The sequence below is a fragment of the Photobacterium sp. TY1-4 genome, assembly GCF_025398175.1.
Classification (GTDB): domain Bacteria; phylum Pseudomonadota; class Gammaproteobacteria; order Enterobacterales; family Vibrionaceae; genus Photobacterium.
This window is the reverse complement of sequence record NZ_CP099736.1, coordinates 1-14,598: the sequence shown is the minus strand read 5'-3', so window position 1 is coordinate 14,598 and position 14,598 is coordinate 1. Positions and strand designations below refer to the sequence as shown.

General features: G+C 51.7%; 12 protein-coding genes. 6 read left to right on the top strand and 6 right to left on the bottom strand.

The genetic code is table 11. From position 1 onward, the window contains the following. The first annotated feature begins 105 nt into the window (after positions 1-105). The 5 genes from NH461_RS25415 to NH461_RS25395 all read left to right on the top strand — a co-directional run bounded on the left by NH461_RS25415 (position 106) and on the right by NH461_RS25395 (position 5,312). The gene (locus NH461_RS25415; RefSeq protein WP_261604678.1) at positions 106-1,605 is read left to right on the top strand and encodes a tyrosinase family protein; all 1,500 of its coding nucleotides are present in this window, start codon (positions 106-108) and stop codon (positions 1,603-1,605) included. A gap of 51 nt (positions 1,606-1,656) precedes the next feature. Then, a complete protein-coding gene (locus NH461_RS25410) occupies positions 1,657-2,478 on the top strand; it encodes a DUF2182 domain-containing protein (RefSeq protein WP_261604677.1) in 822 nt (273 codons plus the stop codon). Between the two features lie 483 nt (positions 2,479-2,961). Further along, positions 2,962-3,462 carry a hypothetical protein gene (locus NH461_RS25405; RefSeq protein WP_261604676.1) on the top strand — a complete coding sequence of 167 codons (501 nt, stop codon included), beginning with the start codon at positions 2,962-2,964 and terminating at the stop codon, positions 3,460-3,462. After that, positions 3,455-4,192 (top strand): hypothetical protein, encoded by a 738-nt coding sequence (locus NH461_RS25400; RefSeq protein ID WP_261604675.1) that lies wholly within the window; start codon positions 3,455-3,457, stop codon positions 4,190-4,192. The genes NH461_RS25405 and NH461_RS25400 overlap by 8 nt, the downstream gene beginning before the upstream one ends. A gap of 157 nt (positions 4,193-4,349) precedes the next feature. Beyond that, positions 4,350-5,312, top strand: coding sequence for a reverse transcriptase family protein (locus tag NH461_RS25395; RefSeq protein ID WP_261604674.1), 963 nt, complete (start codon positions 4,350-4,352; stop codon positions 5,310-5,312). A gap of 166 nt (positions 5,313-5,478) precedes the next feature. On the opposite strand, the gene NH461_RS25390 is transcribed toward NH461_RS25395, so the two are convergent. The 3 genes from NH461_RS25390 to NH461_RS25380 form a co-directional block, all read right to left on the bottom strand. Beyond that, a complete protein-coding gene (locus tag NH461_RS25390) occupies positions 5,479-6,786 on the bottom strand; it encodes a type II toxin-antitoxin system HipA family toxin (RefSeq protein WP_261604673.1) in 1,308 nt (435 codons plus the stop codon). Further along, complete coding sequence (locus NH461_RS25385) at positions 6,787-7,038, bottom strand: helix-turn-helix domain-containing protein (protein ID WP_261604672.1); 252 nt, start codon at positions 7,036-7,038, stop codon at positions 6,787-6,789. Positions 7,039-7,173: 135 nt separating this feature from the next. Next, complete coding sequence (locus tag NH461_RS25380; protein ID WP_261604671.1) at positions 7,174-8,820, bottom strand: competence protein CoiA family protein; 1,647 nt, start codon at positions 8,818-8,820, stop codon at positions 7,174-7,176. Between the two features lie 545 nt (positions 8,821-9,365). Between NH461_RS25380 and NH461_RS25375 the strand changes: the two genes are divergently transcribed. Continuing rightward, on the top strand, positions 9,366-10,586 hold the full coding sequence (locus tag NH461_RS25375; RefSeq protein ID WP_261604670.1) for a PD-(D/E)XK nuclease family protein: 1,221 nt from the start codon (positions 9,366-9,368) through the stop codon (positions 10,584-10,586). A gap of 66 nt (positions 10,587-10,652) precedes the next feature. Here the strand turns inward: NH461_RS25375 and NH461_RS25370 are convergent, their stop codons facing one another. The 3 genes from NH461_RS25370 to NH461_RS25360 form a co-directional block, all read right to left on the bottom strand. Beyond that, positions 10,653-11,621 (bottom strand): ParB family protein, encoded by a 969-nt coding sequence (locus tag NH461_RS25370; protein WP_261604669.1) that lies wholly within the window; start codon positions 11,619-11,621, stop codon positions 10,653-10,655. Positions 11,622-11,629: 8 nt separating this feature from the next. Continuing rightward, positions 11,630-12,829 carry an AAA family ATPase gene (locus NH461_RS25365; RefSeq protein WP_261604668.1) on the bottom strand — a complete coding sequence of 400 codons (1,200 nt, stop codon included), beginning with the start codon at positions 12,827-12,829 and terminating at the stop codon, positions 11,630-11,632. A gap of 689 nt (positions 12,830-13,518) precedes the next feature. Continuing rightward, positions 13,519-14,598, bottom strand: coding sequence for a replication initiation protein (locus tag NH461_RS25360; RefSeq protein ID WP_261604667.1), 1,080 nt, complete (start codon positions 14,596-14,598; stop codon positions 13,519-13,521).

The window sequence follows — 14,598 nt, the reverse complement described above, 5'->3', positions numbered from 1 at the left end:
GGAAACGATTTGGACTAGCTTTATAGTCACACCCACGTCAGCAGGTAGTGGCTGCAGTTTAGTCGATGGTCGCGACGTCCTTATCCCTATCACGGAGGAATCACCATGTCGCCCAGACTTCGCACTAACGTCGTCGACCAATGCGCCACCAACCCGTCCGATCCGCTTTACTGGTATGAAAAGGCCGTCAGCCTGATGCGCGGCCGGGACGTCTCCGATCCCACAAGTTGGGGGTGGTGGGCCGCCGTACACCAGTACTATTTCCGGTCCCCGTTCTGGCATGCCACCTACGACAACGGCAAGCCGTGGGTCACGGGCCTGGAGAACGAGATCAGCCCCAGCGACCGGGAGTTCCTCGCCAAGTGTCCGCACGGCTCATTTTATTTCCTGGCCTGGCACCGGCAGTACCTGCTGGCTTTTGAAAATGCGATCCGCGCGGTGCTCAGCGAGATGCCGGACGCACCGGACAACTGGGCTCTGCCTTACTGGGACTACACCACCTCCGGACCTACCAATATGGTGATCCCCGAATCGTTCAAAAATCCAAACACCGCCCTTTATTTCCCGGGCAGGCTTCACAACAACCTGGATTTTTACGAGGGCACCGTCGAGAGTGTCAGCGACGAGCCGTTCTTTGAATTCGGCGGCAGCCGGGACAATGACGGCGGCTCACTGGAAGGCACCCCGCACAATGTTATTCACAACGGTGTCGGCGGGGCTATGGGCAGCACCCTGACCGCCGGTCTGGATCCGCTGTTCTACCTGCATCATGCCAATATCGACCGCCTGTGGGCGATCTGGACCGAGCTGGGCGGCGAGGTGCTGATTGACAACCGTCCGCCTTATCCCGGTGTCGAGTATGCGTTCAAATGGTTCCACAACGGCAGCGTCAAAGATGTCAGCCTGCTGCTGGATCAATTCTCCGAGACCGACAACATTGTGATCCGAACGCCAGATGACCAGGTTCTCGAAACCATCAGCTACACCTATACGTCGGCAAGCGGCTTGTCGCAGTTTATCCGTGATGTTGAAGCGAGCAGAGCACCGGAAGTCAGCGTCGCGGCCCTGACTTCCAACCGGGAGGTGATGCCGATGGCCATTAAAAAAGCCAGTGATATCGATACCCTGATTGTCGGCAACATGAATCAACCGATGACGATTTCCGACCAGGCCAAATCCGAGACACTGCACCTGCTCGAGGAAAAATCCTTCCGCAATACCCTGAGCCTGGCACAGGCGACCAACACCCCGACCCAGATCCGGGCCGCCAAAGTCAAACTCGAGGGTGTGGTCACGGATGGGATCCCCGTCAACTACCGGGTGACCCTTATCGAACATGATCCGGACGGCCGGGCGACAAACCAATGGGATTTGGGCGTTGTATCTTTCTTCGGCTCGACCCAGGTCAACGGCAAAACCCAGCTGTTCGACGAGGCGCCGATGTCCACCACGGTCCGAGTACCGAAAAAACACGTCCTGGCGGTCTGTCAGCGCCTGCTGGACAAACGCTCCCTGACGGTACAGCTGACCCCGGACGGTGAAACCACAGATTGCGGGGTTGTCACCATCCAGAAAATTTCGCTGGAATTCCATTCGGTATCCTGACCCCACCGGGTGCGGCCAAATCCGGCTGCACCCGCACACTGAGAGCATGCGATGATTCGACTCACCAGACCATGGGGATTGCCCCGCGCCCGGACCGGCGGGGCGATTACTATGCTGAACACCCTCGGGATCGATCCCGACTATATCGGCAAATACAAAATCAGCGCCGGCCTGTTTGTGGCCCTATTTGCCGCGGCCTGGGGCACCCTCGCTTACCGCGCGCTGGCGAACAGCCCGCATACGGCGCACACGATGGAGAGCCACGCCATACACCAGACGTCTCACGGCGAGCTCGCAACATTGATACTGATGATCGCGGCAATGATGCTGCCGATGATAGCCGGCCACCTGCTGCACATTGCCCGCTCGCTGAATGCCCGGCACCGCCTTCCGGCCATGGTGCTATTTTTCGCTTGCTACAGCGGTGGCTGGGTCATTCTGCTCTCAGGCATCACCTGGTTGGCCGGCACCGTCACCGAAGCCGCAGACCTCTCTTCAGCGGCCCTCAGCTGGACTGCGATCGCCCTGTTTTTCGCTGCCGGATACTGGGGACAACACCCGGCCAATAAGGCATTCAGGAGCCGTTGCGGTCGGTTGGGCGTGGTGCATGTATCCGGGTTCCGGGTCTATCGCAGTATCATGACCTATGCCCGGAAAACCTGGCTACAGTGCGCCCTGGAATGCGGCCTGGTGATGATTGCCATGGTACTGATGATCGGGCATAGCCTGCTGCTGATGGTCCTGATGACCGCGATCCTGCTCGTCGACCGCTACCTGGTGGTGATCCGGTTCAAAAGCATCAGCAACGGTTGGATAGCCATCGGGGCCTGGCTGCTGCTATCCGAGCTCACGGCCCTGCCGCACCCGTTCTGAACTGCATCGCTGAAGCATAAAGAGAGGGAATAGAAGGGCAGGTGGCCGTGAACGCTGATTCGCCTGAAACTTCTGGCGATTTCAGGCTGAAATTATTCACATAAATTGATGAATATCATAGGGTTAATCGTGGAATTCGCGTGGTGAGTTCCGGGGGATTTCGGGGAGGGTTAGAGAGCCATGACGCGGGCAGGGCGCAGGGTAAATTAAAATTGATCCAAAGTAAGTTAGCCCACAGGTTTAAAACGGCCGTAGGGTGGTGTTGAGCTTGTGAAACGCACCGTTTCTCTATGCTAATACGATGGTAATAGGTTGATTTAGTTCGTTGAACCGTTGGCCATTAAGGTGTAGATTTTGTCATTAACACGCGATTCGCGTGTTTCCTACCTCAAATCATTCTACGGGCCTAGTAACACTGGTTCAATTTGGTTTAGGTAGAGAGCTGTCTCAAAAATCTTGTGGGTATATAGAAGAGCATTATTGATGCGATATGTGGGTAGCGAACTAGAACGATTGGCACTGAACGATACAGATCCTAACCATGCAGATTTGTTAGGAAGAAGTGCATTCAATCGGTACTACTACGCAGCTTTTCTTATTACTAGAGAAACACTTGGATTTATGAAACCCAACTGGAAAGGAACTGCGCATGCTGAAATTCCGAAATTGTTGGAAAATGGCCTGCGTAAGCCAGCTAAAGCAGCTTTGACGAAACAAGTAAGGTCAGGGTTGCTTGATAGAGGTGATGAGAGTCGATTGCTGGGAGATTTGAACGCCACCGGGAATCAATTAGCGCAGTTGCTAAAGCTTGCATACGATGCACGAATTTTAGCCGACTATGAGCCAGAAATTAAGACAACAAAAGATGGTGGTGTTATCTATTTGAGCACGCATAAATTAACCACAGCACGTCAATGGCCAAGCCAAGCGGAAAGGCTCTGTGCGAAGCTCAAGCGAATTTGGAAGGAGATAGGCCTTGTCTAATCAACCTGCGATCCATAATTTAGACGAAATACAGGCTGAGTATTTTATTTCCGATGTCATTGTTCGAACGTCTGATGGTTGCGTCGTTCTATATGTGCCAAAAGACAAGATCAGTGAAAGGGCTCAAAAAGGATTTGTGTCGCTAAAGCAGCTGGATAATTTGCAAAGAAAGCTAAAACAAGAATACGACGTAGATAGTGAGTTAATATTATCGGATTCAGATAGTCTAGCAAAGATGAGCGAAGGTTTTGAAACATTGCTGAAAACAACTTTCCCCGACATTATCGATGGGGCGCAGGTTTATTTTTTAAATTCTCAAAAGGTGAGTGTAACAATTAAATTTTCTGATGCTGTGGAAATCAATAAAAAGGAAACAATTGAAACCTTTTTAAAAACAATTTTAACCTCAGCCAAAATTGAAGTGCAGTCGCTACAGTGGGATGAAATTGAGCTGCCTTCATTAATTGAATTATTAACGGTTACAAAAAAGTTACAGCCTGTGAAATTGAAACAAGTATATGACTGTTTACATGAGGGTTATCCATCATTACAAGAAAACTGGTTGAACAAACAACTTGATAAGTTAATTAAAAAGCGATTTCTTGTGCGAGAGCAGGCAACAGAAACATATGCATTGACAGCTCACGGCTTGAACGTCTTGCCAAAGATAGCGAGCCGCAACAATTCAGACATTGTACGCGCACTTGATTTAGGAAGAAGAAAATGGTGAAATTCAACTACGGAGCGGCGAAGAATTGTCGCGAGGGTGTGTATCATGCCCGTTTGCGAAGGCTAGACACAGAAACACCGATGGACAAACGTCCATCCGTGCTTCGCCCGGCTGGACGTTTGTCCATCGTTGTAAATTTTATGAAAAGTACAGTGTCATGAATGCCGCGCCGCTCCTAGTTTCTTTTCATTCATTCCAGAAATTCTTAGCTGCCTTACCTGAAAAGCATCGTGAGAATTATCAACAGGAAATAGAAGAACTGTTTTTACAGCAGCTCCCTCCTGTAGCCTCAGAAACTTGTTTAGCTGTACTATTTGGCTATTCACTTGATTTTGTATATGCCTTGTCCAAAAAACAACACAAGTTCTATCGAAGCTTTAAGATTCAGCAAGGCAAGAAGGTTCGTACTATCCACTCGCCAAGAGTTGCATTAAAGGTGGTTCAAAAGTGGTTCGGGACTCATCTAAGTAGTGCTATCTCATTTGAACCTCATGTGTGTGGCTTTGTGAAAGGTAAATCTTTTGCTGATGCGGCTATAATCCATCAGGGAGCTAGGTGGGTCTACTCAGTCGACATTGAGGACTTTTTCCCTGCAATTACAATTTTAAAAATATCAGATTCTTTAGAAACCATTGGTTACTCCAAAGAATCAGCAACGCTACTCGCTAATATTTGCTCACTTAACTTCCGACTAGCCCAGGGTTCTCCTGCGAGCCCAGTGATTTCAAACCTCGTCATGAAGGATATAGATAGGCAGATAAAAGAGCTGGCTGATCAATATGAATTGCAGGTTTCACGTTATGCGGATGATATAGTTTTCTCGGGTAAAAATGTGTTCAACGAAGATATTTCCCATGAAATAGAGTCTATTTTTGAAGCATCGCCATTTTCACTTAACAAAAATAAAACTTATTTTTCTGACTCTGAAAAAGGGCAAAGATTGAAAGTTCACGGACTATTAGTTAAGGAAAATAAAGTTACATTAACCAAAGGCTATAGAAATAAAATCAGAGCATATCGCCATATGGTTGAGAAAGGGAAAGTTTCTGAAGACGATATGCCAAAATTAAAGGGACACCTAAAATTTGCAGAGTTTATTGAGCGTAAGAACCAAGTTTAGCTCGGTAGCGATGTGCTTATTAACCTATCCTTGTGCCATTAAAGTAAAAGATCTAACACATTTCTATCCAAAACTCCCCCCCGAAACCCTGGCGATTTCACCCTGAAATCGCCAATAAAAACAACTTAAAATCAATATCTTAATGATGAAATCAACGTGGTGAATTTCAGTCCATCCGCTGCGCCCGTTTCAGCAGGCCAGCGAAAATCGCTTCGCTGATCTTGGCCGGGAAATCAGCCGGAAGCGATGCCCGCACAGATGCCACCGCCGCGGGAACTTTGTCCCGCACCTCATCCAGGATCGCCTGCATCGCGGTTTCATCAAATCCGGCGGCACGGGCCGTGGCCAGAAAATGACGCGGGAAAATGGAATACCACTTGTAGTGTCGCCCCTTGCTGCCATGCAGTCCCATCGCCATTTTCACCTTGCGCTCCGAGAGCCCCGCGCCGCCCATCACCGGATAGACCGACAGAATGTCATACAGCGGGGTCAACCGGAAAGCACCGTCCGGCAGCAGGTAAACCGAGAAGTTCTTGGCGTGGCCGTCGGTTGCGGCCAGCAGCCAGAACACCACCTGGGCGCGCATGAACGTCGCCCGATCCAGCTCCGGATGCACCGATCCGAGCAGGTAAGTCATGATCTCGACAATCCCCGGACCGCCGTCGCTTTCATATTTCAGGCCCGGCGAAACCCCGAGCACCTGGCAGAAATCTTCCTGCGGCAGGCGCATGATCCACTGACCATCGGACGCCAGGCGGCGATCAAAGCGGGTGACCGACAGCGCCCGGATGTCGCCCACGGTCAACATCTCCGCCTCGGCAACCGGCAGCCCCAGCGCGGCCGCCAGGCGCAGGCAGACCAGCTCGTTCTCGACGCTGGCACTTAAATCGATGGTGTGGGATGGACTCTGTATCGCGCCGATCGGCAACTTGAGAATGTGCGTGGTCGGGGTGCTACCGAGCGGCAGGTACCACTGGCCGTTTTGCCGGAGCAGGGCAGTTTTCTCCTGCGCGCCGGCAATGGAGATCCGAAAGTCCGCTTCACTACTGATCATCCCGAGCGGCGCATCCACCCGGTAGCCCAGCAGAATATTGCGCAGGGCCGTGTCATCCAGCGCCTTGCAGTGGATGGTGCGCACCGCTTCCGGCTGACGCCGGGACGGGTAAATCTGCAGCGCGCCGACACAATCCATCCCGATCTCGGCCAGTAAGTCGAACGGCTGGCTCGAAGCCGCATGATGGCGGGCAACAATCCGCTGGCGGATCTGCATGTTGTCCGGCAGCAGGTTATCAAAAAAGTTATAGACCACTTCCCCTTTAAACCGGCGCCGACCCAGCGGCAGCGACAGCGAGATCGGACGCGCTCCCGGCGTATTCAGCCAGCTCTCGTCATACCCAAACTCATGGGCACCGGACGGCGAGCGGTGCAGGGTGCCGATCGGGTAGCCGTTCATCGCGATGGTGAGATCGGCCATTTACCACTCCTCCTTCCACTGCGTGGCCGCCGGGGCAGCTTCACCGCGCGGGCGGATCTCCAGCTCCAGATCCAGCGCTGCCAGCAGCTTGAACAGGGTATCGAGCCGGGTTCCGTCCGGGGCGTTTTCGAATTTCGAGACGGTGTCCTGGCGCAGCCCGACCTTGCGGGCAATCACACACTGGGACTGGCCCTGCTGCTTGCGTTGATCCTGCAGCAGATGACTGAGCTGATGGGCGGAAGTGACTTTCATCGGCGGCTCCTTACACGCGATAACCGGTAAAACTTATTTTACACGGCATGGCGTGTAAAAACAAAAATACACGGAGTTGCGTGTAGAGCAGGCGTGTGCGCGGCAGCCAATCGTAGAGGAGAGCATGACCATTTTTCAGAAAATTATATTCTCAGCCATATCATCAAGAACATGCTCATGCTTCGTGGGCCAGAAAGCACTGTTCTTCTTTAATCTCTGACTAATGAAATCAGGAAGATCCAAGCCTGAAATTTCTTTTACCTTATCATTGGGCAGCGACTTAATTTGGTTACAATAAGAGTTAATTGCCTTGATAACTATATCGAAATTTTCTTTTTCGAATTCAATGGTTTCTAATGTTTTACGCTTCTCATCGCGTAATAACTCAAGATCTTTTTGCATTTGCCAGGTCGCATGGCGGACATCACTCTTAGCCTCATGGTACTCACGAACCTGATCCACCTTATCTCCATAACTGGCGAGCAAGTTAAATGTACTGCTGATCTCATCAAGTTTGCGAGACTTCATCTTGACTTCCTGCTCTATCGTTCCCGCCTTGTCTTGTAGCACTGCGATAGTGGCCTCTAACCCAGTCTTAGAGAGGCGCAATGCGGAGCTCTTCGAGTCAAGTTCACGACTTACAGTACGTATCTTTGCCATAAGTTCTCTGTACTCCTGTCGCCTTTCATTCACGTACTCATCGGCTTCAGAGCGTTTCATCTTTGAAAAATCAGTGGCATCGTTCCTGAACTTTTGTAAGTCTGCTATCGCCCGCTTATACAACACCCCACCATCAACCAGAATGTTATCAACGTACTCTTGCCGAAGCCTGTTTTTCTCCAACGTCAGCTCTTCCGTTATCGTGGACCAGGCCGTTCGCTTCATTGTTGAAAGCTCCTTCTCCATCTCAGCCCGAGCTTGGTTGTATGCGTCTATTTTACTGGCGTTCAGCATTTCAAATTCTTGTTGAACAACGGCTTTACGGCGCTCAAACTCAGCTATTGACAGCTTTAACTCAACAAGAACTTTCTCTTGCGCTTCTATATTTAATCGACGGTTATGCAACCGTTTCTCATAATTTATCTCGCGCTCCTTTAAGTCACGCTCTTGATTCTGAATCCGCCTTTCTATAACATCCATCGACTTCATCGAATTTCTGAGTACCCGAGAACGCTCGCGGGCTTTTCTTTGCTTAACTCGGGCACTCTCAGCCACCGCCTCATGAAGGTCGTTAAACGGGCTTAGAGAAAGCACCTTAAACATGCAACCCCGGGTGGAATTGAACACATCTAGGTCACTGTGAAAGGACACATCCACTTCGATAATGTTCCGCCCTGACTGGCGAGCCTCTGCAACTTTAGATGCGTCGCACTGATGCTTATTTGCAATCTCAATCCAGTAGCGTTCACTGCCAATGTCAACGATTAGATCAGGAACTCTATTATCATCATGTATTTCAACCCGAACCGAATCCGGGTTTATCTTTACGATTTCGCACTCTTCCAGAGGAACCCACCCATTTTCCAATGGATGAGGTATTTCCCCGTTATGACTGAAAAATTCTTTGGCTGTTAAATGAAGCTGCGTTTCATATGCGCCCGCACATTCTGTCTTGCCGTAATGCGAAAAGTACCATCGCTTCACCTTACCTTTGTTAGCAATCAACCTTGCATTACAACAAGCACACACCACATCATCTTGCAGCCCACTTTGTACACTCTCGATGGATACAACTTCCTTGGTATTCTTGTGAATTGCGCGAGTTAAATGTATGTCAGCCATGGTGCACCCAGCTCATGAGGTTATGTCTAAAACGTGTTGGAATTTAATCTATCTACGACAACTTTAATCATCCCGAGGGAATGAGGCCACTGTCTCACTCAAGATATTTATCTGTTACCTCATTCCTGTGATGGTATTGACGGTTACTGGATCACTGATAAAAGATTTACAAAGAAAATAATAATACCCGTCATCCTGCACTAACGAGGAGCCGGGAATGCGGCAGAGTGGGGCAAGCGGCCTACAGAAGCTCAACACCAGATTCTCTGACACCTGAAAACCCTGGCGATTTCAGGCAGAAATTATCACTAGAAAATTAGGTATATCATTGGGTTAAGCGTGGAATTCGCGTGGTGAAATTTAGGAAGTTTCGGGGAGGAAGAGGAGGTATTGGAGAATCATTGAGCGGGCAGGGCTACGAGTTATCTTTCTCAGGTGCATGAGAAAGACGGTTCAGACGCAAAACCTTGACTGACACAAAATATCTCTCAAGAAATGTATGACATAGTATGCACTACCGTTATTTCACGACACGTAGGCAAGACATGGACCCTTTAAAATCCTCTAGTATTGCGAATTTTTTCCGGCTCCCCTCTCTATTACGGGACAGATACCAGAGCCCGCCAGGGTTTAATCTATTCAGCGTGTTAAGAGGCAGCACAGACGAAGTCCGTCTTCACTCGCGGTTTATTGCCGAACTGCTCGATCCGAAGGGTAGCCATAACATGGGCCGCCGATTCCTGCAGCACTTCCTTGAGACCCTGAAAATCGACGACTTCGACATGCAGGGAGAATGCTCGGTGGAAAAAGAGTGGGATAATATCGATATTTTGATCCGTAATCAGGCCAACCAGGCCATTATCATCGAAAACAAAATCCATGCCGGCGATCAGGAAGAGCAACTTGCCCGCTATTACCACACAATCAAAAACGCCCGCGTGACCGATGAGAGCATTCATCTGATCTATCTCACCCTCAACGGTAAGGAGCCGACGGAGCAAAGCCTCGGAAATATCCCTGAATCATTTCTCCATTCCGAGCATTACCACCTGCTGAGTTACGCTGATCGCATGCAAAAATGGTTGAAAACATGCCAGAAAGAAGCCGTCAATCACCCAGCTCTTAGGGAGAACATCGGCCAGTATCTCGAACTCATCCAGCAACTAACGCATACCGGACAAAACGAGCACTACATGAACGAACTTAAACAGTACCTTCAGCAAGAAATTGTGGCTGGCAATAGCCCGATTGCCCTCATTGATGATATCCAGCAGGCAAAAGTTAAATTTCATGCGGAACTCATCTCACAGCTTGCGAGAAAAATAGAGGACCGCGTTGTAGATCAAACCACTGCGGAAATCGAATCAAGCACATCAAGCCAGGAAGACGCAGAAAGCTGTATTAACGGCGGAACTTTCGGTGTCTGGTTCTATCCGGACAAAGACGATACCCGGTATTGTGTTGGGGTAGAAGCCTGCGGCGGCTCCCTTTACCTGGGCGCTTACTGTCTGAGAGACGAGCATCCGGCGCTCCATCAGGCACTTGCCTCCTGCTTATCGGCGCAATGCTCGGAGCTTGAACGCAGCACGAAATATATGCCTAAATGGAAATATCACCGTGACCTCATCGTCTTGCAAGAATCAAGCGATCGGGTGATTCGGCTACTCATGGATCAGGAATTTACCAACCAGCTATCTGGAGATCTCGCCGATGAGATCGGCAACTATATCCAGGTTCTTCGCCAACATTTAGCGCAATATCTCTGACAAGCGGCTTCCGGCTCCAAACGCACAAGGCGGCCCGGAGGCCGCCTTGTCAACGTAAATGAAAAACTACTCCGCCAGGTGCTTGGCCAGTGTCTCGCCAATTACCTGATCCAGCTCTTTCTGCACCGCTTTCGGCAGGCGACTGAACTCGTAGCTGAAGTTGCGATCCTTGCTGCGCTTGCGGGCAAACATATTGGCATCGTCAAACTGCCACAGCGGCTCAATTTTGGCTTTCTTCGGCGCCGGTTTGGCCAGTTGCTGATCCGCGGCCCGGCGGTACGCTTTCATCAGCGCCGCTTTGACTTCATCCGGGGCCAGTTCCGGCGCCAGCTCGTCGTGATCGACCATCACCTGGGCAATCACATCGGCAATATCCAGTCCTTTGCCGGCGATGGCTGTGGCGATCTCCAGCAGTTGTTTGTAGTCCGGGTAGGCCAGCTCGGCATGGTCCGGGAACACCTGCAGCATCTCGGCCGGCACCGAGGCCGCCTGGATCGCCCGGGTCACCTTGGCTGCCGACAGGTTCTGGCTGGCAGCGATCTCTTTCTGGCTCATGCCGCCGTCACGCAGCACCAACAGGCGGATCCCGATTTCACGCAGGTTGTGCTCGCGGGCGGTCTGGATATCAGCCGCCAGCTGGCGGGCATCGTCACTGCTGAGCGCATCCTGGGTCACCAGGACCTCCAGGCCGGTGCCGGCAAACAGCGCGGCGGCCCGGCGGCGGGAGCCGTCGAGGATCTCGATTTTGTCGCCGACTTCGCGGCCGATAGCCGGGAAGAACTGCTGCAGGGTGAGGGTGCGAGTGATATCGGCCACCGAGGCTTCGGTCAGGGCGTCCTGATCGCGGCCGTTGGTGGCGAGTTCCACAAAGGTTTTATCTTTCAGCGCATCCGCCGCAATGGATTTCAGGGTGAACGTGGCGCTCTGCCCGGAAGCCAGGGTAAAGGTGCGCGTTGCGCCCGCAGGCGCGGCCGGCGCGCTGTCAAAAGTGGTACCGCTGAGTGTACGGCCAATGGTTTTACGTTTAGTTGTCATGGTGGACCTCAGTTGGCACGAATAAATTCAATGCGATCAAATACTGCCTTGGCAAAATCTTCCGCGGCGACACGGGCATTTTTCAGCGCTTCGCTGCTGCCGACATAAGTGGCCGGGTTGGCGGAGATCACGGTGTCGAACGACTCGCCGCAGCGCTCGAAACCATCGAGACGGGGCAGGGCGACATCGAGCATATCACCGCCGAAGATCTCCTTGGCCAGGCTGTGACACAGCTTGTGGTCGGCCTTGTTGGCCAGTTTCGACATAAACCCGATATTGCCCTGCACCCGCAGCTCGGTGCCGGAGTGGCTGATCATGCTCATCAGCTCCGGCAGACGGTTGAGGTATTTCAGCGTCGAGTGAAAATCGACCTGAGCCGGCGGGATCGGGGTCATCAGCAGATCGGACGATGCCAGGGCATTGGTCAGGAAGGCATCGAGGTGCGGGCCGCTGTCGACGAAAATAAAGTCATAGTCGCCCTGGAGTTTGTCGATCACATTGTCGCGCAGCACGGTGTGAACATTGCGCTCCGGCAGGTGCTCGGCACACAGCTCTTCCCAGCGTGAGGCGATAAAGGCATCTTCAATCGAGGCCGGGATCACATCGACCCCCGGCACCCCGGAGCTGATCACGAACTCATCGAGCAGCTCCTCGCGGCTGATATCCTGCAACATCGCCTGGGCGGCCGTGGTCTCGACCGAGCCGACCGCCTGGGTATGGTTGAGGAACATGGTCGCCGACGACTGAGGATCCAAATCAATCACCAGGATCCGCAGATCTTCCTGCAGCAAATGCGGATGGGTGCGCAGGCCGTGGGCCAGCGACACGGTGCTGACGGTTTTCGAGACCCCGCCTTTGAGGTTGCCGACAAACAGGGTGAATGCCTGCGGATGACGCCGGCGGTATTTCGGCACCTCGCGGTGCTGGTAAATATCAATAATGTTCTGGATCGACATCGCGTATTTTTCCGAGGTGCCGGCTTTGCGCTTTTCAAAGCAATAGCCGCGCGCCTCCATCTCCCCAACGGTTTTATCCACAATCGCCTTGCTCAGTTTCGGCAACTTGGCCACGGCTGCTTTCGAGTACACCTGGTAATAGGTATCCAGCGCCAGCTCGGCCTTTTGCTCACGGATCTGAGTCGTCAGCGAGGCCAGCATCCGTTCGGAGCGCTCGGCAACCCGGGAAATCAACTGTTTGGGATCATACATTCGATGTCTTCCTTTAATGTGCAGCTTTTTAGCTTGAACGCTATAATGCTGCATATGTGAAAGAAAGTAAATGACTATCAGCTTGATCTGCCTCCAATTTTTATCTCGGCAGTTCTTCGGGGAACACGCAGGTTTACCATGCTTAGAGGCGCTGTAACGCGTTGTGAGCGATGGATCCGGGCTTGGCAGGGGATTTTTGCGGGGGGTGCCTTAAGCTTCTGAAAAAGAAAGAGAGAAAGGATTTTGCCCTGGGCTGTGGGGAAGTGTGTAAATCGAAGATTTTCCACTTATCCACAGTGACTATAAGATCTATATTTCTATTATTACTATAAACACTATTAGATCTATAAGATCTATAGGCGCTGTAACTATCTGATTTTTAAAAATAAAAAAGGCCTTATTGATCACATTTATGGCGTACAGATAACACTTTTCTGGCTTGTTTGATCACATTTATGGCGTTATTGATCTTATTTCTGGTGTTATTGATCCTTTTTATGGCGTACAGATAACACAATTGTGGTGTATTGATAACACATTTATGGCGTCGGTCCTGTGCAACACCATAAATGTGTTATTTATTCGGTGAAATCGCGGGATGTGAGTCTTTCTACCCACCTGAAATCCGGCTGATGCGGATATAAATAACACAATTCTGGCGTCAAATCGCGCTGACGCCAGAAATGTGATCAATATTGCGGGTGCTCGCTCATGTCTTTGAGGGTTTCAAGGCGGGCCAGCATGGCTTCAAAATCTTCATCCTGCGCGCTCTCCTGCGCCTGGCTCCGGGCTGCTTCCTGCTCCCGGCGGGCAATGCTCTGCTCGATTTCATCGGCGGTTTCGAAGCGCTCGACGGCGCGATAGGCATCGGCCAGCCGGCGCAGTTCGGCCACGGTCAGCTTTTCTCCGCCCTGCAGCCGCTTGAGCTCCAGCTTGCGGATGGTTTCTTTGGCATCCTGATCGTTGAGCTCCTGGACGGTGGCGGATTCCAGCCAGCGGTAGAGAAACTCGATACCGACGATTTTGCGTCCGCGTTTGATCAGCTGATAGCCTTTCTCGCCCTTGTCGCTGGTGAGAAACAGCAGCTCCTTGCGGGTCTGCGGGTTGGTCGAAATTTCCTCGATGCTGTCGCGGATGCAGCGTTTCATGAATACGCTGTTGTTTTTGAATGAGCTTTTGTCCGCTTTGAGCCGGCCTTTTTCATCGAGCAGGCCGAACAGGCCTTTGAGATCATCGATGTTCTGCGCCTTCATGGCGGTGCCTTCGGTTTTAAACCGGCTCAGCAGCTCATATAAACGCTTGGAGTATTCTTTCTTGAGGTGGAAGAAGTGCCGGGTGTTGATCAGGGCAAAGCCCTGGTTGTATTCGATGTACTCGGTGCGCAGCTCGTCGTTGGGGATCATCACCAGGTGGCCGTCTTTGTAGGCCAGGCGTTTGAAAAACGGGATGTAGTCGAACTCTTCCTCGCCCTTGTCGGAGAGGGCCCGCAGGCCGACCTGGCGCATCGACAGCCGCTCGGCAACCGGGCTGAGGACCGAGGCGACGTGGCGCGAGTCAATCTCGAGCCATTCCGACAGCTGGCTGCAGGAAAACCGGTAAACCGGGGTGTTGTGATGCCAGTCCGGCTCTTTCATGTGGGCCATCATCAGGGCGAACAGGTCGGCCTCGCGGGCGGAGAGATCCTGGCGGCTGAAGATCAGCTGATGGCCTTTCTTGATGTGCTTGGGCAGGGCCGGGCCAATCGCCGGATAATAGGCTTCTGAATTCAC

Coding starts and splice junctions, on each gene's coding strand:
- NH461_RS25390 (WP_261604673.1), bottom strand. CDS start 6,786: ATGGCCGATCTCACCATCGCGATGAACGGCTACCCGATCGGCACCCTG.
- NH461_RS25405 (WP_261604676.1), top strand. CDS start 2,962: ATGCGATATGTGGGTAGCGAACTAGAACGATTGGCACTGAACGATACA.
- NH461_RS25380 (WP_261604671.1), bottom strand. CDS start 8,820: ATGGCTGACATACATTTAACTCGCGCAATTCACAAGAATACCAAGGAA.
- NH461_RS25395 (WP_261604674.1), top strand. CDS start 4,350: ATGAATGCCGCGCCGCTCCTAGTTTCTTTTCATTCATTCCAGAAATTC.
- NH461_RS25385 (WP_261604672.1), bottom strand. CDS start 7,038: ATGAAAGTCACTTCCGCCCATCAGCTCAGTCATCTGCTGCAGGATCAA.
- NH461_RS25370 (WP_261604669.1), bottom strand. CDS start 11,621: ATGACAACTAAACGTAAAACCATTGGCCGTACACTCAGCGGTACCACT.
- NH461_RS25410 (WP_261604677.1), top strand. CDS start 1,657: ATGATTCGACTCACCAGACCATGGGGATTGCCCCGCGCCCGGACCGGC.
- NH461_RS25415 (WP_261604678.1), top strand. CDS start 106: ATGTCGCCCAGACTTCGCACTAACGTCGTCGACCAATGCGCCACCAAC.
- NH461_RS25365 (WP_261604668.1), bottom strand. CDS start 12,829: ATGTATGATCCCAAACAGTTGATTTCCCGGGTTGCCGAGCGCTCCGAA.
- NH461_RS25375 (WP_261604670.1), top strand. CDS start 9,366: ATGGACCCTTTAAAATCCTCTAGTATTGCGAATTTTTTCCGGCTCCCC.